This is a genomic window from Gammaproteobacteria bacterium, assembly GCA_032250735.1.
Classification (GTDB): domain Bacteria; phylum Pseudomonadota; class Gammaproteobacteria; order SZUA-152; family SZUA-152; genus SZUA-152.
This window is the reverse complement of the sequence record JAVVEP010000023.1, coordinates 15,291-37,272: the sequence shown is the minus strand read 5'-3', so window position 1 is coordinate 37,272 and position 21,982 is coordinate 15,291. Positions and strand designations below refer to the sequence as shown.

Sequence of the window (21,982 nt, the reverse complement as noted above, 5' to 3'; positions counted from 1 at the left end):
ACCGGGTGGGCACAAAAAACGTGCCCACCCTACCTGGCTCTCTCAACCTATCGGCCAGGGGGCTGGCCTCCTACACGGCACTCCGGCGGTCAGACCTTGAATTGCTTGACCATGCTGGAGAGCTTTTCGGCCAGGGTATTGAGTTCGTTGCTGGCGGAGGCCGTCTGCTGCGCGCCGGCGGCGGTCTGTTCGGTGATGCTGCTGATATTGGTGACTGACTGATTGATATTTTCGGCCACGGCATTCTGCTCTTCCGCGGCGGTGGCGATCTGCAGGTTCATGTTATTGATCACCTTCACCGCGTCGGAGATGGTCTGCAGCGAGGCACCCGCCCGCACCGCCTGTTCCACCGTCGAGCTGGCGCGCTCTTTACTGGTGCCCATGACGCTCACTGCCTCCCGGGTGCCAGACTGGAGCCGCTCGATCATGGTCTGGATCTGGGCGGTGGATTCCTGGGTGCGCGACGCCAGGGTCCGCACCTCGTCGGCCACCACCGCGAAACCGCGGCCCTGCTCACCGGCACGGGCGGCCTCGATCGCTGCATTCAGGGCCAGCAGGTTGGTCTGTTCGGCAATGCCGCGTATCACGTCCAGCACACCGCCAATGGCCTCGCTGTCGGCGCCCAGGCGATTGATCACCTCGCTGGCGCGCTCCACCTCATCGGCCAGACTCTCGATCGCATCGATGGTCTGACCCACCACGCCACGGCCTTCCGCCGAGGCGTCCTCGGCGTGCTGTGCCGCCTCCGCCGCCTCCGCCGTATTGCGCGCCACCTCCTGACCGGTGGCGGCCAGCTCATTGACGGCCGCCACCACCTCATCGGTCTGCACCTGCTGACGGTCGGCACCGCGGCTGGTCTCCTCGGTGACCACGGTCAGGCGGTCTGCCGACTTGGTCAATTGCTCGGTATAACCCAGCACCTCCTTGATAATGTGATGCACCACCGAGGCGAACATATTGAATCCATTGGCCAGCTTGCCTATCTCATCCTTGCCGGAGTCATCCAGCCGCCGGGTCAGGTCCCCCTCGCCGCCGACGATATCGGCCATCGCATCCAGCGCCGCCTGCAACGGTGCCACGATCACCTTCTTGATGCCCCAGGAGATCAACGCTCCCAGCGCCAGACCCACAATCAACAGGGTGGTCACCAGGGCATTGGTGGAACTCACCTCGGCGGACAGCAGTTCGCCGGTCTTGCCGATGCGCTCGTTCAGCTCATGCACCAATAGGCTCACCTTGTCGTCGATGTCGACCAGCAGGGGGCCGACCTCGGTACGGATCAGGTGGGCATCGGTACGCCAGGCGTCGCCGCTGTGCAGGGCAATCACCTTCTCCAGGTGGGAAAAGAACTCGTCTTTGAGGGGCACAAACTGCTCGATCGCATCGGCCTGATCCAGGGTCAGCTCATCCTTAAATCCCTGAATGGTGGTCAGCGTGCTTTCCAGGCTCTCACGATAGAGCTTGATTTCATCCAGCGCAGACTGCTGCCGAAACGCAAGATAGGCCCGCAGGCCATTCATGATGTTGGTCCAGTTGTAACGCAGCTTGCCCAGGGCCAGCAGTATCTGGCGGCGCTCGGCCGTCGCCTCCTCGTCGCTCTCGGTCTGGATCATGCCACTGACAAACTGCAGCAGGCGCTGCGCGCGCGGGCTCAGGTTCTCGGCGGTGTATTTGGTCGCGGGAATATTGTCGGCGTTATTCGAGGCCAGATGCAGCATGCGCTCCTGGTAACCCTTAAACCGTTCCACGCCGCCGGCGATGTCCTCGATCTGGGCCGCAATCGCGGCATCGGCCTGCACCATGGGCATGGCGCGAAAATCGGTGAGGATGCGGTCGACCCTGGCCAGGCTCTCCAGGTATGCCTGTTTGTGGCTGTCTTCCTTGCTGAGCAGATAGAACCCCAGCGCGCTGTTGGCCTTTTCCAGATTGATCGCGAATTCGTTGCCCAGCAGCACCGTCGGCTGGATCTCGGTGGTGATCACCGCCACCTCCTCCTGTACGGAGACGAGGCTTACCAGGGCGCTTATCGAGATCATGGCGATAATCGCCTGCATCAGGCCAAAACCCGCGCTAATTTTTATCTTGATGGACCAGTCATTAAGAAATTTCACGATCGACCCCGTACCTGAGTGTAAATGATGGCCTGGGCGCGCTCTCGCCCGTCAAGCCCCGATTACCCTGCACATCGGCAGTCGGGAAAAAATACTTTAGGAAACAATAAGGATGAATTTAGAAGGGGGGTTTTGAAAAAGGGAGGGAAACAGGGAAGAGCGGCCGGCGGGAGCGCCGACTAAGGCAACCACCGCCCCCTGCTCCGGCGGCGGGCGCGGCCTGAGCAGGGAGGCTGGCGTGAGGCGATTAGCCCAGATTGGAATCCAGATCGACGCCCAGGCGGTGGGCCACCTCCTCGTAGGCCTCCACCACACCGCCCAGCCCCTGACGGAAACGGTCCTTATCGAGCTTGTTACGGGTCTCGGCATCCCACAGGCGACAGCCATCCGGCGTGAATTCATCCCCCAGGTAGATCTCGCCCTGAAAACGCCCAAACTCCAATTTGTAATCCACCAGCAGCAGACCGGCATCGGCAAACAGCTTCTTGAGCACCTCATTGACCCTGAACGTCAGCTGCTTCATCTTCTCGATGGACGCATCGTCGGCCCAGCCGAAGGAGCGGATGTGGTATTCGTTGATCATCGGGTCGTGCAGGGCATCGTTTTTGAGGAAAAACTCGAAGGTCGGCGGATTGAGGTCGATCCCCTCCGTCACCCCCAGCCGCTTGCAGATGCTGCCCGCCGCAATATTGCGCACCACGCACTCGATGGGAAACATCTCCAGCCGCTTGACCAGGGACTCATTCGCCGACAACAGGCCTTCGTGATGCGTCGGTACGCCGGCGGCTTCCAGCTTCTGCATGATGAAGGCGCTGAAGCGGTTATTCACCTCACCCTTGCGATCCAGCTGTTCGATCTTTACGCCGTCAAAGGCCGAGGTATCGTTGCGATAGTGCAGGATCAGCCTGTTGGCGTCATCGGTGGTATAGACGGATTTGGCCTTGCCGGCATAGAGCTCGTCACGTTTTTGCATTGTCTACCTGCCTGTCTAGTCTTGGTTAGTTAAAGAGTGATTCAAATAATTCAGTTGCTGCGGATATCTCAGACATCACGCCAGTCAAACCCGGCCTGCTGGTCCGCCACCTGCACCCAGTCCGGCGAGCAGCCCAACACCCCGGCCAGGGCGGCCTGTGCCAGGGCGGGGGTGTTGTGTTTTTCGCTCAAATGGGCCGCGATCAGCTGGGTCAGTCTGGCGGTGTCGAGACGGCCCAGAATATCGGCCGCCTGCACATTGCTCAAGTGTCCCAGATCCCCGCCCACCCGGCGCTTGAGCGATAAGGGATACTCGCCGTTTTCCAGCAGGGTCCTGTCGTGATTGCACTCCAGTATCAGCGCATCGCAACCGGATAGCTGTTGCTCCAGGTGCGGCGTGCGGCTGCCCACGTCGGTCAGCAGCCCCAGGCGTTTATCGCCGTTACCAAACACAAACTGGCTCGGCTCGCGCGCATCGTGCGGCACGGGAAAGGGTTGCACCTCAATATCGCCAAGGGCAAACGCCGTGTGGCTGCAGATGCGATGCACCACCACGTGCTCCCCCAGACGATCCGCGGCCAGGGTGCCGCCCGTGGCCCACACCGGAATCCGGTATTTTCGCGCCAGGGCGCCAACGCCATGGATGTGGTCGCCGTGTTCGTGGGTCACCAGGATCGCGCTGATATCGTGCGCCGAGCGGCCCAGTTTTGCCAGCCGCGACTCCGTCTCCTTCATGGTGAAACCGCAGTCCACCAGTACGCAGGTCGCCTGCTGCTCGATCAGGGTGCCGTTGCCGCCACTACCGCTGCCGAGGGACGCAAAGCGCATGCGCAGTCCCGGCGACCCTAGGAGCCTGTCGGACTATGGAAGAATCTACTGCGCCGATGGGAAATCGGCCCATTTTTCCGATCATTTTCGTTAAATAGGCCCACTATTCTCCTCAAATGATCGAAAAAATGGACTCGATTTCCCACCATGCTCGCTACGATTCCCATAGTCCGACAGGCTCCTAGCGAAACTGGCCCAGCAACAGATTCAGCAGGTGATGGGCGATCTGCGACTCATCCACCTGCCCGTCCTTATTGCGTACGCTCAGATGGACGTGCTCACCGCGCTCCTGCAGATGCAGCCAGTATTCCTCACGCACCGTGGCGCTTTTGGGCTTGCCGAATTTCAGCTCCTCTTCGCTCAGGCCCGAGGGCAGGTCATTGTAGACATGGAAGATGCGGCTGGCGCGATCGTGATCCTCAATGGTGAACCCCAGCGCCGCCAGCGCCAGGCTGGTGCGCCGCCAGGCGAGGTCAAAACCGGCGCCAAGCTGCAACACGGTGTGCCCCCCGTCATCCACCTTGATCTCGGCGGCCAGGGGGGTGAGCGGCGCGGCGTCCTGCACATTTTCGGCGGCCAGATAGCGGGCCAGGCGATTGAGCATTTCCACCGCCCGGTCCAGATCGGCCGGACGCAGCTCCCAGCGTGGCGACGGGTCTTCGGTGTCGGACACCCGCTGACTGAGATGCTGGCTCAGATAGATTTCCGTGCGACCGGCCTGATCGGCGGGCTCGATGCGCAGGCGCAGCCGCTCGCGCCAGTTGGCCTGACCTGGGTCGCCGGCGGCGTCTTCCTGTCCCGCAGCCACCTCGGCCACGATCGGTTTCCAGTCGGTCTCCAGCACACCGATGGCGGGCTCATCCCGCTGTACGCGATAGCCGCGCATCTCGAGGAACCCGCGCACCAGCGGCCACACCTGTTCCGGCTCGGCCTGTACCATCAGCCAGCGGCGTTGTCCCTCGCGCATGCGTTGCACGCCCTTGCCCTGCGGCAAGACCTGCTCGCCGATACGGGGGGGCTCGCTGCACTGACAATCGGCCGGCGCGGTGCCGGCGAGCGCCGCGCTGCCCGGCTCCTTCGGCTCGGGCAGCGGGGGCCGCGCCAGACGGGGATCCCCCTGCGGCGTCACCAGATCGGGCGGAATCTCCAGCGGCGACAATACCAGGGCCTCTCCGGCCTCGGGGTCATCACCGGCAAACCAGCTGCAGGCGCCCAGGCTGAGGGTCGTGATGCCCACCAGCAGCAGACGGCCCAGGGCAGGAGACAGGCTTTTTTGAAACCGGCTTTTTTGAAACAGATTTTTTTGAAACAGAAAGGACATCGGCATTACAGAGTCACCATTAATCGAACGGGTAAAATTACAGTGGGCCACTTGATTGGCTTACCTTGCTAACAAGGCGCATGAACAGGATGCCCTTCAATCAAGACCGTCAGCAGCAGGGATGCTGCTGTCGAGCGTACACGGATGTATTCTCAGCGTGTCTTGATTGAAAGGCATCCTGTTCATGCGACTCAATAGTAAGTGGGCTACTCAAAAAATCGGGTCGGTGGGTTACCCGCCAACGGCGGCAACGGCTACACCCGCACGGATACTACAGCACGCCCGCCTGCTGCAGGGCCTTGCGCAAGGGCTCCCGGCATGACTCGGCCAGGGGCGTGAGCGGCAGACGGATCCCGCCCGGGATCAGGCCCATCTCCTGCAGGGCCCATTTCACCGGAATCGGATTGGCCTCGAGAAACAGCTTCTCGTGCAGCGGCATCAAGCCGGCATTGAGGCGTTCGGCCTCGGCGCGATCTCCCCGCAGGGCGGCGGCGCACATCTCGTGCATGGCCCGGGGGGCAACGTTGGCGGTGACCGAGATGTCGCCCCTGGCGCCCATCAGGATCAGCTCCATCGCTGTCGCATCGTCGCCGCTGTACAGATCCAGCCGGTCACCGCAGCGGTCGAGAATCTCCTGACCGCGGGCGAGATTGCCGGTGGCCTCTTTGATGCCGATGATGTTGCTGATCGCGGCCAGCCGTTCCACGGTCGCCGGCAGCATGTCCACCGCAGTACGACCCGGAACGTTATACAGAATCTGCGGGATCGAGACCGCCTCGGCCACCGCGCGATGGTGCAGGTAAAGCCCTTCCTGAGTCGGCTTGTTGTAATAGGGCGTCACCAGCAGACAGGCATCGGCGCCCGCCTCCATTGCGCAGCGGGTCAGGTCAATGGCTTCCCGGGTGGAGTTGGCGCCGGTACCGGCGATGACGGGGACGCGTCCGGCGGCATGGTCCACGATGCGGCGAATCGTGGCGCAGTGCTCGTGTTCATCCAGGGTGGCGGACTCGCCAGTGGTGCCGACCGCGATAATGGCGTCCGTGCCGTTCTCGATGTGAAAATCCACCAGACGATCCAGGCACTCATTGTCGATCGAGCCATCTGCCTGCATGGGCGTGACCAGGGCCACCATACTGCCGTGAAACATGGGAATTCTCCGCGACCGGGCCGGAAGGATCCGAGGCCCAAGATTCAAAGGCGTAATGGTACTGACCCACCCCCTTGATGACAACAGCTATACCGCATTGACGCCAGTGTGGTGCTTCATATAAACCGCACATTTAGACGAGATAGACTTGAGGTGGGCCCTAAAGACTCTATCTCGCCCTACGGGAAGCCACTCAAGGCGCGATTGCCGCGTCGCCTAAAGCGCCTACTGTTGGTGCACTCGCGCCTTGAGTGGCTTTCTAAATGCACGCTTCATATGAAGCACCACACTAGCGATGGTAGCCCCGAGCCATGACCCAGGCACGGCACGGTCAACGGCCTTCAAAATCGGCCCTGCATGGACTAACAATAGTGTTCAACAACAGAGATAATCACACCCCAGAGGATCACCGATGGCCGATCGCAGCGCGGATGCGGGGACATCACCCGACTATTTAATTGAAGAGGTACTACATGAAAAGAGGCACTACATGAAAAGCTTACTGGTCATCACGGCGCTGGGCGAGGACAAACCGGGCATTGTCGACAAATTGTCGGAAACGGTCATGGCCTGCCACTGCAACATCATCGACAGCCGTATGAGCGTGCTGGGCGGTGAATTCGCCATCATGCTGATGGTCTCCGGCCGCTGGAATGAACTGACCAAGCTGGAAGACGCCCTGAGCACGGCCAGCGAGTCACTCGGCCTCAGTATTACCTGTAAACGCACCGAGATGAGCGAGCCCTCCACCGACCTGATGCCCTACAGCATCGAGGTGATCTCCATCGACCAGCCCGGCATCGTGCACCAGCTGGCCCACTTCTTTTCCAGCCGCAAGATCAATATTCAGGAACTCAATACCACCCAGTATGCCGCGGCACACACCGGCACCCCCATGTTTGCCCTGCAGATCACCGCCAATGTTCCGGCCAGCCAGCATATCGCCGGACTGCGTGACGAGTTTTTCGATTTTTGCGAAACGCTCAACATGGATGCCACAATGGAACCCTCGAAACCGTAACCGATCCTGAACATTCATCTGACAGCAACGGAAAAGACATGAGCAAGGCAAGCATCGAAAAAAAGGTCCCCGACTTTGCGCTACCCGCCACCGGTGAGCAGGACATCCGGCTCAGCGAACTCAAGGGCAAAAAGGTGGTGATCTACTTTTATCCCAAGGACAGCACCCCCGGCTGCACCACCGAGGGCCAGGACTTTCGCGACCACTATAACCAGTTCAAACGCGCCAACACCGTGGTCCTCGGGGTCTCGCGTGACAGCATCAGATCCCACGAAAACTTCAAGAGCAAACAGGGCTTTCCCTTTGAGCTGCTGTCCGACCAGGAGGAGAAACTCTGCGCCCTGTTCGACGTCATCAAGGAAAAGAATATGTATGGCAAAAAGCTCATGGGCATCGAACGCAGCACGTTTCTCATCGACGACCAGGGCGTGCTGCGTGCCGAGTGGCGCAAGGTGAAGGTCGCCGGTCACGTGGAAGCGGTGTTGGCGGCCGCCAAGGCGATTTGACCGGGGCTCCCGCCGCGATCCGCAGACCGGAGCTTTCAGCGCGGCGGATCGACTCCCGCTTCGGCTACCGATTCCGGATATTTTTAAAGCCAGACAGAGGATCAAACCATGGGCGTCCCCACTCAGCAGGAACTGGAACAGGCACTTGAAGAGGCCGCGCGCATGCGTGAGCACGGCGAAGACCCCCAGCATCTCGCCAAGGTACTGTTGAACCACCACTACCGCATCAGGCAACTGGAAAAGGTATTACACGCCGCCGAGGTCTATCTGCATTCCGGGCATGGGGGGCATGAACACAGCCAGCTGTTGCGCGCCATCGAAACGGCAAAGCGGGCGGGCACCGACACCGACCTGCTTGACCCGCTGGACTACGGGCTGTAACGCGGATTCCGACAGGCGCTCAGTCAGGAGACCGATCGTCGGCGGCGACCTCATCGAGCAGTTGCCGATAAAACCGCTCAAACAGCGCCTCCAGATCGTCGATCACCTCATTGACATCCCGGCCCTGCATCACATGCTGGGTCATCAGGGTGGAGGATTCGTTCAACAGCCGCGGCTCGTCTAACATGTGATAGCTGGCCGAGAGTCGTTTCAGCGCGGCCACCACGCTTTCATTCTCGGCGCGGGGGATGTGCCGGGGTTCGGGAATCGGTTCCGCCAAGCCACTGCCCTGCCGCGACAGCAAAAACTCGGCGAAGGCCAGCAGGTTCTCCCGCTCGCTCGCCGACAGCTTTTTATACAGTCGCAGGAGCTTCTTTTCGGCCGGACTCATCTACATCACTCGGCGGGCGATTGCGACAACCTACTCTTCGGCCTGATGGGTCACGCAATACTTGCGGGCAAAATCCAGCAGCTCATCCATGGCCCGCTGGCGGAACTTGTGTTTCTGGTGGACAAACGAGAAGGGCCGCTCCAGGGGCGGATCCAGCTCCAGCACCGCCACCGACCCCAGCTTGATCTCCTTGACCAGGGTGGCCCGCGAGATAATGCTGATGCCGATGCCGGCCTCCACCGCACCCTTGAGCGCCTCCAGGCTGCCCAGTTCCATAATCACGTCGATAGAGGAAGGGTCAACGCCGGCCTCGCGCAGATAATCCATAATCACTTCGCGCGTACCCGAACCCTCCTCGCGCAGGATAAACGGGTAATCCACAATCGCCTGCACCGGAATCTTTCCGGCCTTCGCCAGCTTGTGTCCGGGCGGGGTGATCGCCACCAGCCGATCGGTGCGACAGGGTTCCACCGCCAGGTTCTTGTTGGTCACCGGGGCCTCTACCACCCCCAGGTCGATCACATTGTTCTCCACCATGGACACAATACCGTCGGTGTTGGAGACCTTGAGACGGATATTGACGTCGGGGTATTTTTCCTTGAAGTCGCCCAGCAGCGCCGGCAGCATGTATTCGGCAATGGTGGTGCTCGCGCCGAGGATCAACACCCCACTTATCTCGCCGGTGAGTTCGCGCACGCTGTTTTCCAGGTCGTCATAGATCTCAAAGATCTTCTCGGCCCGGGACAGGACACATTCACCGGCAGCGGTGAGGCTGATCTTGTTGTGGGTGCGGTCAAACAACCGCGTGTTGAAATGTTCTTCGAGCTGACGCACCTGAAAGGTGACGGCGGGTTGGGTCATGTGTAGCGCTTCGGCGGCCTTGGTAAAGCTCAGCAGACGCGCCACGCTATAAAATACATGCAATCTACGATCAGCCATGGTCGGTTCCTACCTCATGCTGTACCGCAACTCTCACAGCCCCACCCTGCGGAAGGCGACGTCAAACCGCGGCAATTAGTTTAGATGATGTGAATATTCACATGATTTATCGGCTGCCGCGATATCTCTGTAGAGAGAGTTCACCGACCCACCGCCCCATCTGCCCGCCGCCATCTATTGCGCGGCCCGGTAGTGAAAGGCGTAATACATCACCGGAATCACCACCAGGGTCAACACCGTGGAGACCAGGATGCCGAAAATCAGCGAAATCGCCAGGCCACTGAAGATCGGGTCATCGAGAATAAACAGCGCCCCCAGCATGGCCGCCAGCCCGGTCAGCACGATGGGTTTGGCGCGCACCGCCCCGGCGCGCAGCACGGCCTCTTCCAGGGCGATGCCCTCGGCCACCTGCTGCTGCACGAAGTCGACCAGCAAGATGGAGTTACGCACGATGATACCGGCCAGGGCGATCATGCCGATCATCGAGGTCGCCGTGTATTGCGCGCCCAACAGGGCATGTCCCGGCATCACCCCGATGATGGTGAGCGGGATCGGCGCCATGATAATCAGCGGCACCAGATAGGAACGGAACTGGGCCACCACTAGCAGATAGATCAGCACAATCCCCACCCCGTAGGCGATGCCCATATCGCGAAACGTCTCAAAGGTGATCTGCCATTCGCCATCCCACTTCAGGCTGTACTGGTAAGGGTTGGCGGGCTGACGGAAAAAGTTCTGTTCCAGCGTCGTGCCGTCGGTGACACCCTCCAGGTCGGTCGCGGACAGCGCAGCGGCGATATCAAACATCCCGTACAGGGGGCTGTCCAGCTCGCCCGCCAGATCACCGGTAACAAACACCACCGGTAACAGATCCTTGTGATAGATCGCCTGCTCGCGCGGGGTGCGACGCACGCTCACCAGCTCGGACATCGGCACCAGGTTGCCGTTTTCCGCGCGCAGCTTGAGGGCCAGCACGGAATCGATGTGCGCCTGCTCAGCAACCGGGAAGGCCAGCCGAATGGGGACCGGGTATTTGACCTGGGCGCCGTGCAGATAACCGACATCCTCACCCCCCAGCAGGGTGGCGATGTCGGCGACAATGGTCTGCTGTGCGACGCCCAGCAGGGCGGCCTTGGGTCGATCGATGCTCAGCAGCAGACGGCTGGCCGGGGACTCCACGCTGTCATCCACATCCACCACATCCGGAGTGGCGTCAAACACGCCGCGCACCTGTTTGGCGATGGCCCGCTGCCCGGCATAGTCGATGCCATAGATCTCCGCCACCAGCGGCGACTGCACCGGCGGGCCCGGGGGCACCTCCACCACCTTGACACTGGCATTAAAGGCCCTGCCGATGGCGGCCAGCGGTTCACGCATCGCTGCGGCGATCTCGTGGCTCTGCCGGTCGCGCGCATCCTTGGGCGCGAGATTGACCTGCATATCACCCACGTTGGCCGCCCGCCGCAGATAATACTGACGCACCAGGCCGTTAAAATTGATCGGTGAGGCGGTGCCCGCGTAGGCCTGATAATTTTCCACCTCCGGCACGCCCGACACATAGGCCCCGATCTCGCGCAGCACGCGCGCGGTCTGTTCGAGGCTGCTGCCTTCGGGCATATCCACCACCACCTGAAATTCCGATTTGTTGTCAAACGGCAGCATCTTCAGCACCACGGCTTTAAAGACCGGCAAGGCAACCGAAATGGCGATCAACAACAGGATCACGCCTAACAATAACCAGCGACGCCCGCGCCCGGCGGCGCCGCCCAGCATCGGTCCCATGTAACGCCGGAAAAACACAAACAGCCTGCCATCATCGGCAGGCGTTTCCGCGTGCGCACCGGCATCGGCCGCACGGCGCAAAAACTTGTAGGCCATCCACGGGGTCACCACAAAGGCCACCGCCAGCGAGATCAACATCCCCATGCTGGCATTAATGGGGATCGGACTCATGTAAGGGCCCATCAGTCCGCTCACGAAGGCCATCGGCAGCAGGGCGGCGATCACCGCAAAGGTGGCCAGGATGGTGGGGCCGCCAACCTCATCCACCGCCAGCGGAATGGCGGTGCGCAGATCCTTCGCGCCCTTTTGCATGTGGCGATGAATATTCTCCACCACCACAATGGCATCATCCACCAGGATGCCGATGGAAAAGATCAGCGCGAACAGCGACACCCGGTTGATGGTAAAGCCCCAGGCCCAGGAGGCGAACAGGGTCGCGGCCAGGGTGATGACCACGGCGCTGCCGACGATAAACGCCTCTCGCAGGCCCAGCGCAAACAACACCAGCAACACCACAAATGCCGTCGCGAACACCAGTTTGCCGATCAGCTTTTTGGCCTTGTCATCCGCCGTGGCGCCGTAATTGCGAGTCACCGTGGCCTGTATGCCATCCGGAATAAAGGTACCCTTGAGTTGCTCGAAGCGCTCGATCAGCTGATTGGCCACATCCACGGCATTGACGCCCGGCTTTTTGGCGATGGCGATGGTCACCGCGGGATATTCGCCGCCGCCGGCACCTAACCAGACATAGCTGTCAAGCTGATCCGCGCCATAAGCAATACGGGCGACATCGGACAGGCGGATCGGTCGTCCCCCGCTCACCCCCACCACCAGCTCGGCGACCTCATCGGCATTGGCCAGGAAGCGCCCGGCATGTACCGGTATCTCTGTATTGTCGGCCACCAGCTGTCCGGCCGCCTGCGATTGATTGGCCTGCTGCAGGGCGCGGCGCAGATCGTCCAGCGCAATACCGTAAGCCGACAGACGCGCCGCGTCGGGCATCACCCTGACCACCTTGTCGGCGCCGCCGATGGTGTAGATGTCACGCGTGCCCGGCACCCGCTTCAGCTCGGCCTCGATGGCATGCGCCACCTGCTGCAACTCGTAGCCACCGATGGCCTCATTCTCATCCCACAGGGTCAGGGTCACGATCGGCACATCATCAATACCCTTGGGTTTGATGATCGGCTGGGCCACACCGAGATTTCTGGGCAACCAATCCTGGTTAGAATAGATGGCGTTATAGAGGCGCACGATGGCCTGGGTGCGATCCTCCCCGACCTCAAACTGCACGGTCAGCACCGACTGCCCCGGCTGGGAGATGGAATAGACGTGTTTGATGCCGGAGATCTCCGACAGGATCTGTTCGGCAGGGGTGCTGACCAGCTGCTCGACTTCCTGGCTGCTGGCGCCGGGAAAGGCAACGAACACATTGGCGAAGGTCACATTGATCTGCGGCTCTTCTTCGCGCGGCGTCACCAGTACGGCAAACACACCCAGCAACAGGCCGACCAGGGCCAGCAAGGGGGTGATTTCTGACAGCAGAAACGTTTTCGCGATACGCCCGGACAGTCCCATTTTTGTATTCACACCTGGCTGGTTAGCTTTGCTTGGTTGTTTGTTTGAGTTGTTGTTTCAATGCCTGCCCGAATGCGTGCCGGACAGACATACCGGCTGATGCCCCGCACCGCAGCAGCTGAAAGATCTAGCGCCGGCGTTGCGCCTTCAGCACCACACCGGCCTGCACCGGATTCAGGGCCACCTGCTCGCCGGCGACCAAACCGGCCAGCACCTCGATGGTATCTTTATCCAGATAGGCGCCAATACGCACGGCGCGAAACTCCACCCGCCCCTGTTCATCCACCACATACACGGCCGTCACTTCACTGCGATGCACCACCGCCGTCGCCGGCACCAGCAGCCGCGATACCTCGCCCGTCACAAATTGCGCCTTCACGAACATGCCGGGATAAAAACCGGGGGGCACGGCAGAGAGCTCGACCCGCACCGTAAAATCATGGGTCGCGGCATCGGCATAGGGATACACGGTAAGCTGGTCACTGTTCAGACTGCTGTCCACTGCGGCATTCTCGCTCGGCCGGGCCAGGGAGATGGTCACCCGGCTGTGTTGGCGCACCGCCTCCACCACGCCTTGCGGCACGCTGGCCGTGGCGCGCAACTTTGCCAGCGAGAAGCCGGTCATCAAGGGCGTGCCGGGTTGTACCCGTTCACCTACATTGACATGGCGCTCCACCACGATGCCCGAATACGGGGCCCGCACTACGGTATATTCCAGCTGTTCGCGGGCGCTCTTGAGGTCCGCCTCGGCGGCCTTGACGCGTTGCTGCGCCGCCTTGAGGTCGGCCTGGGTCTTGTCGACAGCGGATTTCGCCACCAGCTTTTTCTCGTACACCGACTGCACCCGCGTGTGTTCATCCTCGGCCTGCTGCAAGCGCGCCAGCGCCTCCTTTAACTGCGCCTCCGCGCGGGCCACGCCGGCCTGTTGCTCCTTGTCGGTGAAGCGCAACAACAGCGCGCCCTTTTCCACCACATCATCCACATCGAAAAAGATCTGCTGGATACGACCGGTGGTTTCCGCCGCCAGGGTGGCCTGATGCACCGCCTCGATCACCGCATCGGCCACAAACACCTCGGGCACTAGGCGTTGTTCCGCCACCGCAACGGCCAGTGACTCCTCGGCCAGGACGCTGCCCGGGGCACTCATCAGGCCCAGCGCGCCCAGCCATAGCACCATTGCAGATGCGATCCGGCAGGCGGCAGGGCGGATAAAAAACGGATGATTGTTACGCATAAAATTATTCCGGTTCGTCGACATAGGTATCAGGGCATGCTACCCGGCTGCGGGCCAAAAGTAGATAAAACAGGAGCATAGCAGCATTCTGTATATTAGCGAACACTAATAAACAACCTGATAGGCAAGATGGCTTGGGCTGTGGCACTTCAGGATCTACACTTAAAATAGATTTATTCACAACGAGGCACAAGACAATGAAGAGTCGATCCATCTGGCGCACTGTGGTGCTCATCGGGCTCAGCCTGACACTATTCGGCTGCGCCACCCGACTGTCGGTGCAGGTCAGCGCCATCGCAGACCCGGCGGACAGCGCGGCCTCCACGCGTTATGTGCTGCTCAACGGCAACGCCGAGGGTCAGGAAAACGATCTGTTTTTTCGCGAGTTTAGCGCCTACTTCATCCCGATTCTGGAGCAGAAGGGCTATCAAAAGGTCGCCGCGCGCGAGCAGGCGGATATCGAGGTCTTCCTCCGCTATGCGGTCTCCGACGGGCGGGTGGGGATTCACACCTTCGCCCATCCGCTGTATGAAACCTTCGGCGGCAATACCATCACCTTCACCGAAACCAAGACCGACTCCGGCGGCGTAACCACCACCACCCAGGGCACTGTGCATGTGCCGCTACAGACCCAGTACGTGGGCACCGTGCTGGAAAGAAGCAGTTATGTTGAATACACCAGCTCGGTCGCCCTCGAGGCCTACAGGATTCATGCCGGCGATCCAAAACAACACAGCGTTTTATGGAAGACCCTGATCAGCTCCACCAGTGAAAGCAATGATCTGCGTAGCGTGATGCCGGTGATGGCCGCCGCCGCGGCCCCCTACCTGGCCAGCAATAGCGGCGCGACCAAGACCGTCCGTCTGCAACCGGACGACCCCAAGGTCTTGCAGATCAGACAGCAGGCCTCGCAGTAGCCTTGAGCCATACTCACTAACTCAAGTTTCGGAGTTCGCCGGAGCAAAGCGTCTGGAGGGAGGAGTCTTTTGCAGGACCGTTTGCCGCAGGGATGCGGCAACCGAGCCTCCAGGGATGGATTTACGGCGTGTCCAGCAAAAGACCCCTCCCTCCAGACGCATCGGTAATGACGATGAACTCCGAAACTTGAGTTAGTAAGCCAAAGTGGCCCTGACTCACAGCCGCCCGCAGCCGCCGGGCCGGTCTCACGGCGTTAATCCACCACCCGCTCCAGCGGCAGGCAGCGTGTGTCCGCCAGCGGCGCGCGGCGCGGCAGGCTCGCCGCCAGCAGTTGCAGGACCTTGTGGGCGGTGGAACGGTAGGTGGTCAGCTTGCCACCGTACACGCTGACCAGGCGCGGCGAGCCCGGCCGATCCGGCTGCAACAGCGTCTCCCGGGGTCGCGCGGCATGCCCGCCCTGTTGCGCATCGCCCCCCGCCGGCAACACCCGCAGCCCGGCAAAGGCGTCGAGCACCACGGGCGGGGTCTGCCCGGCAGGGTCGCCCTTGTCGTCAGCCAGCGCATGACCAAACGCATCACCCCCAAACGCATCATCCCCAAAATAGTGGCGATAGGTTTCCAGCAGGTACTCCCGCTCCGCCGCGAGCGGCCGCACCGTGGCCGGATCGCCGCTGAAACCGGTCTCCGTGGTGCCCAGCAGGATGGCGCTGCGTAACGACGAGTGGGAATGCTGCGACACCCCGGTCGTTGCCGGCTCCGCCGCACAGTGCCAGGGCATGACAAACACCGGCCGTCCATCACGAGGCGATTCCAGATAGTAGATGCCGTGCGATGCCTCACCCGCTAACACCAGGTGGGTGCCCTGCACCAGGGCAATGTCCACTGCGGCGATCGCCGGTAGCACGCGCGCCAGCACCTCGTTCACCCAGGGGCCGGCGGCATTGACGATGCTGTGGGCGGTGCAGGTGGTCTCGGTGTGGGTGCGGGCACAGCGGGTCTGCACCTGCCAGTGATCGGCGACCGGCGACGTCGTCGTCGTCGTCGCAGCGGGCGGGCGAATGGCCGAACAGAACGTGGTCTGCGTCTGTAGCCTTGCGCCCAGTTTCTGTGCCGAAGCCATCACCGCACGGGTCAGCTGGACATCATCCGTTTGCGCGTCCCAGTACTGGAACACGGCACGCAGCCCGTCCCGTTTCAGCCCGTCCAGCGCGCTCCACTCGCGTCGGGGCAGGCTGCGAAAGCACGTATCGGCACCGCCCCCACCGAGCAGCGCATACAGGCTCAATCCGGCCCACACCCGAAAACGGCTGCGGGAGGAGTCGGCATACACCGGAATAAAGAAGGGCCGCAGCTGCACCAGATCCGGCGCCAGCCTGAGCAGCAAGGCGCGCTCCTGCAGGCACTCGCGTACCAGCGAATACTGGCCATGTTCCAGATAGCGCAGACCGCCGTGAATCAGCTTGCTCGAGCGACTCGATGTGCCGCTGGCCACCTCGCCCTGCTCCACCACTAACACGGAGTAGCCGGCCGCCGCCGCGGCCTGGGCCACCCCGGCGCCGTGAATGCCGCCACCGATGACCAGCACATCGTAGTGTGCGGGGGTGTGCGCAGCGGCTTGACCAGAGCCGTGATCAGGGGCGAGACCGGCGTGCTCAGTCATCGGCCCGCTCCCCCCTGAGGCGAGGATCCTGCAGCAGGCCGCCGATATCCCAGGTCTCGATAAAATCCGCGCCGCGGGCGAACCAGCGCAGCGCCTCCTCCGGGTCGACGATGTCGTACAGGGCCCATTGCCACGGCCCCGGCCACAGCGCCTCGGCGCCGATCTTTTGCGCATTACAGAACAGCACATCAGGGGCCAGCACCCGCGCCTGTTGCTGCGCGGCGCTGCTCCAGTCACGAATCGCCCAGCCAATCCGCGACTGACCCGCCTGTCGCGCGCGCGCCAGCACCGTCTCATCAAAGGAAATCAGGTAACACTGGGAGCGGACCGGTTGCAGTGCGGCCAGTAGAATCTCCACCACCGGATCCACGCCAAACTGCCTCAGCGTTTCGGTCTTGATCTCCACAAAGGCGGTGGCCTGCGGCCAGCGTTGCAATAACGCCAGCACCGCCTCCAGGCTCGGTATGGGCTGTGGCGCACAGGCCTCGCCCAGTCTGTCGACCTCGCTCACCCGCAACCGGGCGAGGGCCGCAAAAGAGGTCTCCTGAATGATCCCCTCACTGCCGGTCATGCGCGCCAGCTCGCTGTCGTGAAAAACCACCGGCACCTGGTCCGCCGTAAACTGTACGTCAAACTCAATATAGTCGGCACCGGCGTCCAGCGCGGCCTCCAGGGCGAGCAGGGTGTTTTCGGGATATCGCTGACTGTAACCGCGATGGGCGATGAGCCGGGGGCGTGCGGTCGATGGATTCATGATGCTGACGTCCTGTCCAGTTCCGCCTGCAACGCGCGCCGCCAGCGCGCATAGCGATCCAGCAGGGCGGGATTGGCGGCGGGCGCAAATCGCTCGCACCGATTGTCGCTGGCCCAGTCCTCAGCAACCCAATGGTCGGCCACCCCGTCCTCGGTAACAGCGGAACCCTCCGCGACCGGCGTTGCCGGCGGGCTGGCCAGCAGGAAGGCCAGCCCCTGGGCGCTCGCCTCGCTCTGCGCCAGGCGCTCTACCGGCAGGCCGCTGATATCCGCCAGGCGTTGACACAGCCCATCCAGCACCGACAGCCCCCCACTCAAGACAATCTGTTGCACATCCACCGCCTCGCTGACCAGCTCTTCGAGATTGATACGCAGCAGAAACAGGATGCTCTCCATCACCGCCACCCACTTCGCCCCCGGCTCGGCCTTCTCGTCCCCATCACCCACGAAGCGGGAGACGAAATCCGCTCGCCAGAAAGGCGACCCCAGGCCGGAGACGCCGTTGAGGTAGAGCGGAATCCTGTCGGCCGTCGCCAACCAGTGCGCCGCCTGATTCTGCGCCTGCCGGGCCGAAATACCCAAGCCCTTTTCGACCAGAGCCAGCGCGCTGCCGGCGCCATTCACGGTCGCCTCCAACACCTGCAGCAGCGCCCCGGGCTCATGCCAGACCACGCTCTGTAACAGGCGGGCCGGCAGGGCCTGTTCGGCTGGCGTGAGGCATTGCAGAAAGGCGCCCGTGCCCATATTCAGGTAGGCGCTGCCCGCCGCGGGCGCACCCGTCGCAAACAGGGCCGCCGACTGGTCGCCGCTGCACACGGTGAGCGGAATAGAGAGCCCATCGGCCACCACCAGGCTGCCAAAGGCATGGCGGTTCGGTACACAACGCGGCAGGTAATCCGCCGCCAGCCCAAACAGCCCCAGCAGCTCGTCCGACCACTGCCGGGTCCGCCGGTCCCACAGCAGGGTACGCGAGGCATTCACCGAGTCCACCAGCAGGGGCCGCTCCTTCAACAGTCGAAACAGCAGGAAACTTGCCAGCGGGCCGCAGACCAGGGTGCCCCGCCGATGGGCCGCCGCCACCACCTCCAGCTGGTCCAGACACCAGTGGATCTTGCTGACGCCATAGTGCGCGGAGGGCAGCAGCCCCGTAATGCGGCGAATCTGCTCGGTGTGAGGGGCAAAGTCTTGCAGCCAGGACTGGCCGCGCCGATCCTGCCAGCTGATCGCGGGCGACAGGGCGCGACCGCTGTCGCGGTCCCAACAGACGATATTGGAGCGCTGGGTGACCAGCCCCGCGGCCACAATATCCCGACAACGCGTCCCCAGTGTTTGCAGGCATTCAGCCAGAGCGGCCTGCACCGATGCCACCAAGGCATCGGCATCCTGTTCCACCCGATCGGGCCGAGGTCGACTCACCGCCACCGATCGGTGCGCCTGGGCCACCATGCGTCCGGCCTGATCAAACACGATCACCCGGCTGGCATGGCCGCCCTGATCGATGCTGAGATACAGGGGCCGGATGACCCCAGACGCCAGCTGGCCCTGCGTCGGCTGACTGCCCGGCACCTCACGTCGCTGTATCATAATCCCTCTCCGATTGGCACACACGGATCGTATAAGCTATTGATTCTTATTGCCTTATAATGCCCTGTGCGCCGCGGCCCTGTACCAGGACGGTGACCGCTGTTATCGCCGTTATAGCGTCATATATACCGGCATATAAGCGGGGCGAATTTTATTATCATTAGATATTTAGAATATTAGTTGACAATAATATTAGACCCAGGCTAAACTCCTTCCCACGTTCTACTGACCCCTCTGTAGAACATATTTTGGCCCTGCTACCCCTTGCTCCTCCCTCCTCCGAGCACCAGCAGGGCTTTTTTTTGCCCGCGTTTTCGATGGCCGATCGGCCATCCAGCAGCGGGTCAGAATCCCGGCTCGCAGATAAACCGTAACGGTTCCGCGCTGAGCGGATGCACAAAGGCCAGCGACAGGGCGTGCAATAACAGCCGTGGCGCTTTCGCCTGCTGCGCCGGGCTGGCATAGAGACGGTCCCCCAGGATGGGATGACCCAGCGACTGCAGATGCACCCGCAACTGGTGCGACCGTCCGGTTTCGGGCTGTAGTTCGACCCGCGTAATGCCCTGCTCGACATCCCGCCACAACACCTTGTAATAGGTCAGGGACGGCTTGCCCTGCTGATGGTCGACAATCTGGCGAGGCCGATTGGGCCAGTCGCAGATCAGGGGCAGGTCTATCTTCCCGGCCGCATCCGCTATCCGCCCGTCCACCACGGCGATGTAGCGCTTTGTCACCTCACGGTTTTGAAATAACAGGCTCAGCTGTCGGTGCATCACCTTGTTGCGTGCCAGCACCATCACCCCGGAGGTCTCCATGTCCAGGCGGTGCACGATCAGGGCCTCGGGATAGTCCCGCTGCGCCCGCGACAGGAGGCAGTCCTGTTTGTCATCCCCCCGCCCCGGCACCGACAACAGGCCGCTGGGTTTATCCACCACCAGCAGGCCCTCATCACAATACAGCACCGCGAGGCCGTCATCGGTCGGGGGTTGATAGTCCGGCATCGGCGAATGTGCGACGGTCATTTTTAACACTACTCCAGTCATGGCAAACAATCTCTAACAATAAAAAGGCCGATGCCCACCGGCCCGCTGCACCAAAACTATCAGTCCATCATGTTGTTTGCCAACATCAGACAACGCGAGTTTGGTGAGAAATGCAACCGCCAGCGCTATGAACTGCGGTTGCGCTATTTTTTCTAGCCTGCCTGGCGGGATATGCGGCCCAACATCTGTTAGACTACGCGGCCTTTAAGGCACGGGACTGGCCCTGTTCCTGCCCCGCATCGTCTGCGCGGCTCTGCGCCCGCGGACGGCCATAATGAAAACGTTGTCGATTGATAGATAGGTAAGAGATGTTTGTTTCCCTGCGCGCCCACTGGCTCAGCAATATCCGCGGCGACCTGCTCGCCGGCATGGTCGTCGCCCTGGCGCTGATCCCCGAGGCCATTGCCTTCTCCATCATCGCCGGGGTCGACCCCAAGGTCGGTCTGTACGCCTCCTTCTGCATCGCGGTGGTGATTGCCTTTGTCGGCGGCCGGCCCGGCATGATCTCCGCCGCCACCGGCGCCATGGCGCTGCTGATGGTGACCCTGGTGCGGGACCACGGCCTGGAATACCTGCTGGCCGCCACCCTGCTCACCGGGGTACTGCAGATTATCGCCGGCTATATCAAGCTAGGTTCGCTGATGCGTTTCGTGTCGCGCTCGGTGGTGACCGGTTTTGTCAACGCGCTGGCGATCCTCATCTTCATGGCCCAGTTGCCGGAGCTGAACCCCGCCACCGTCGGGGTCACCTGGCACGTGTATGCGATGACCGCGGCCGGCCTGGGCATCATCTATCTGTTTCCCTATATCACCAAAACTATTCCATCGCCGCTGGTGACCATCGTGGTGCTGACCCTTATCGCCATGGTGCTGGACCTGCCCCTGCGCACCGTGGGCGACATGGGCGAGCTGCCCGATACCCTGCCGATCTTCCTCTGGCCCGACGTGCCGCTTAACCTGGAGACCCTGCTGATCATCCTGCCCTATTCCATCTCGCTGACGATGGTTGGTCTGCTGGAGTCGCTGATGACGGCCACCATCATCGACGACCTGACCGACACCCCCAGCGACAAGAACCGCGAGTGCAAGGGCCAGGGCATCGCCAATATCGGCTCGAGTCTGCTGGGCGGCATGGCCGGCTGCGCGATGATCGGCCAGTCGGTGATCAACGTGAAATCCGGCGGGCGCACGCGCCTCTCCTCCCTCTCGGCCGGGGTTTTCCTGCTGCTGATGGTGGTGTTTCTCGGCGACTGGGTGGCGCAGATCCCCATGGCCGCGCTGGTGGCGGTGATGATCATGGTCGCCATCGGCACCTTCAGCTGGGAGTCGCTGCGCAACCTGAAAAAACACCCGAAAAGCTCCAGCATGGTGATGATCGCCACCGTGGTGGTGGTGGTGGCCACCCACAACCTGGCCTACGGCGTGTTCGTCGGCGTGTTGCTGGCGGCCATGAACTTCGCCAACAAGGTGGCCCGCTTCAAGTACGTGAGCTCCACGCTCAGCGCAGGCGGCACCACCCGCAGCTACCACGTGGTGGGCCAGGTGTTCTTCGCCTCGGCGGACAAGTTCATCGAGTTCTTCGACTTCAAGGAGGCGCTGGACAAGGTCGTCATCGACCTCACCCAGGCGCACTTCTGGGACATCACCTCGGTGAGCGCGCTGGACAAGGTGGTATTGAAATTCCGCCGCGAGGGCACCGAGGTGGAGATCATCGGCCTCAACCAGGCCAGCGCCACCATCGTCGATAAATTCGCCGTGCATGATAAACCGGATGCCGTCGACCAACTGATGGGTCACTGACCGGAAGGGGAATC

The 21,982-nt window shown here is 61.8% G+C and carries 18 protein-coding genes; 5 read left to right on the top strand and 13 right to left on the bottom strand.

Going from position 1 to position 21,982, the window contains the following annotated elements; all coding sequences use genetic code 11:
• Positions 1–89: 89 nt before the first annotated feature.
• From RRB22_12320 to dapA, 5 genes are all read right to left on the bottom strand, one after another.
• Positions 90–2,111 (bottom strand): methyl-accepting chemotaxis protein, encoded by a 2,022-nt coding sequence (locus tag RRB22_12320; protein MDT8385190.1) that lies wholly within the window; start codon positions 2,109–2,111, stop codon positions 90–92.
• 247 nt (positions 2,112–2,358) lie between these two features.
• Complete coding sequence (locus RRB22_12315; GenBank protein ID MDT8385189.1) at positions 2,359–3,084, bottom strand: phosphoribosylaminoimidazolesuccinocarboxamide synthase; 726 nt, start codon at positions 3,082–3,084, stop codon at positions 2,359–2,361.
• Between the two features lie 68 nt (positions 3,085–3,152).
• Positions 3,153–3,911: an MBL fold metallo-hydrolase gene (locus RRB22_12310; GenBank protein ID MDT8385188.1), complete on the bottom strand. Its 759-nt coding sequence runs from the start codon at positions 3,909–3,911 to the stop codon at positions 3,153–3,155.
• A gap of 181 nt (positions 3,912–4,092) precedes the next feature.
• Positions 4,093–5,238: an outer membrane protein assembly factor BamC gene (bamC, locus tag RRB22_12305; protein ID MDT8385187.1), complete on the bottom strand. Its 1,146-nt coding sequence runs from the start codon at positions 5,236–5,238 to the stop codon at positions 4,093–4,095.
• A gap of 265 nt (positions 5,239–5,503) precedes the next feature.
• A complete protein-coding gene (gene dapA, locus RRB22_12300) occupies positions 5,504–6,379 on the bottom strand; it encodes a 4-hydroxy-tetrahydrodipicolinate synthase (protein MDT8385186.1) in 876 nt (291 codons plus the stop codon).
• 490 nt (positions 6,380–6,869) lie between these two features.
• Between dapA and RRB22_12295 the strand changes: the two genes are divergently transcribed.
• From RRB22_12295 to RRB22_12285, 3 genes are all read left to right on the top strand, one after another.
• Positions 6,870–7,400 carry an ACT domain-containing protein gene (locus RRB22_12295; protein MDT8385185.1) on the top strand — a complete coding sequence of 177 codons (531 nt, stop codon included), beginning with the start codon at positions 6,870–6,872 and terminating at the stop codon, positions 7,398–7,400.
• Positions 7,401–7,438: 38 nt separating this feature from the next.
• Positions 7,439–7,906, top strand: coding sequence for a peroxiredoxin (locus tag RRB22_12290; GenBank protein MDT8385184.1), 468 nt, complete (start codon positions 7,439–7,441; stop codon positions 7,904–7,906).
• A gap of 108 nt (positions 7,907–8,014) precedes the next feature.
• Positions 8,015–8,287, top strand: a complete 273-nt coding sequence (locus tag RRB22_12285) for a hypothetical protein (protein ID MDT8385183.1) — start codon at positions 8,015–8,017, stop codon at positions 8,285–8,287.
• A 19-nt stretch (positions 8,288–8,306) separates the two neighbouring features.
• Here the strand turns inward: RRB22_12285 and RRB22_12280 are convergent, their stop codons facing one another.
• From RRB22_12280 to RRB22_12265, 4 genes are all read right to left on the bottom strand, one after another.
• The gene (locus tag RRB22_12280) at positions 8,307–8,678 is read right to left on the bottom strand and encodes a Crp/Fnr family transcriptional regulator (protein MDT8385182.1); all 372 of its coding nucleotides are present in this window, start codon (positions 8,676–8,678) and stop codon (positions 8,307–8,309) included.
• Positions 8,679–8,708: 30 nt separating this feature from the next.
• Positions 8,709–9,617 carry a selenium metabolism-associated LysR family transcriptional regulator gene (locus tag RRB22_12275; GenBank protein ID MDT8385181.1) on the bottom strand — a complete coding sequence of 303 codons (909 nt, stop codon included), beginning with the start codon at positions 9,615–9,617 and terminating at the stop codon, positions 8,709–8,711.
• Positions 9,618–9,791: 174 nt separating this feature from the next.
• A complete protein-coding gene (locus RRB22_12270) occupies positions 9,792–12,977 on the bottom strand; it encodes an efflux RND transporter permease subunit (GenBank protein ID MDT8385180.1) in 3,186 nt (1,061 codons plus the stop codon).
• 127 nt (positions 12,978–13,104) lie between these two features.
• On the bottom strand, positions 13,105–14,211 hold the full coding sequence (locus RRB22_12265; protein MDT8385179.1) for an efflux RND transporter periplasmic adaptor subunit: 1,107 nt from the start codon (positions 14,209–14,211) through the stop codon (positions 13,105–13,107).
• Between the two features lie 197 nt (positions 14,212–14,408).
• Here RRB22_12265 and RRB22_12260 point away from each other — a divergent pair, with 197 nt between their 5' ends.
• Entirely contained in the window at positions 14,409–15,128 is a 720-nt protein-coding gene (locus RRB22_12260) for a hypothetical protein (protein ID MDT8385178.1), read from the top strand.
• 254 nt (positions 15,129–15,382) lie between these two features.
• On the opposite strand, the gene RRB22_12255 is transcribed toward RRB22_12260, so the two are convergent.
• From RRB22_12255 to RRB22_12240, 4 genes are all read right to left on the bottom strand, one after another.
• Entirely contained in the window at positions 15,383–16,789 is a 1,407-nt protein-coding gene (locus tag RRB22_12255) for an FAD-dependent oxidoreductase (protein ID MDT8385177.1), read from the bottom strand.
• Positions 16,782–17,543 (bottom strand): glycerophosphodiester phosphodiesterase family protein, encoded by a 762-nt coding sequence (locus RRB22_12250; protein ID MDT8385176.1) that lies wholly within the window; start codon positions 17,541–17,543, stop codon positions 16,782–16,784. The genes RRB22_12255 and RRB22_12250 overlap by 8 nt, the downstream gene beginning before the upstream one ends.
• The gene (locus RRB22_12245) at positions 17,540–19,126 is read right to left on the bottom strand and encodes an FGGY family carbohydrate kinase (GenBank protein MDT8385175.1); all 1,587 of its coding nucleotides are present in this window, start codon (positions 19,124–19,126) and stop codon (positions 17,540–17,542) included. The genes RRB22_12250 and RRB22_12245 overlap by 4 nt, the downstream gene beginning before the upstream one ends.
• 344 nt (positions 19,127–19,470) lie before the next feature.
• Positions 19,471–20,148, bottom strand: coding sequence for a pseudouridine synthase (locus tag RRB22_12240; GenBank protein ID MDT8385174.1), 678 nt, complete (start codon positions 20,146–20,148; stop codon positions 19,471–19,473).
• A gap of 329 nt (positions 20,149–20,477) precedes the next feature.
• Between RRB22_12240 and RRB22_12235 the strand changes: the two genes are divergently transcribed.
• Positions 20,478–21,968 (top strand): SulP family inorganic anion transporter, encoded by a 1,491-nt coding sequence (locus tag RRB22_12235; GenBank protein ID MDT8385173.1) that lies wholly within the window; start codon positions 20,478–20,480, stop codon positions 21,966–21,968.
• Positions 21,969–21,982 lie beyond the last annotated feature (14 nt).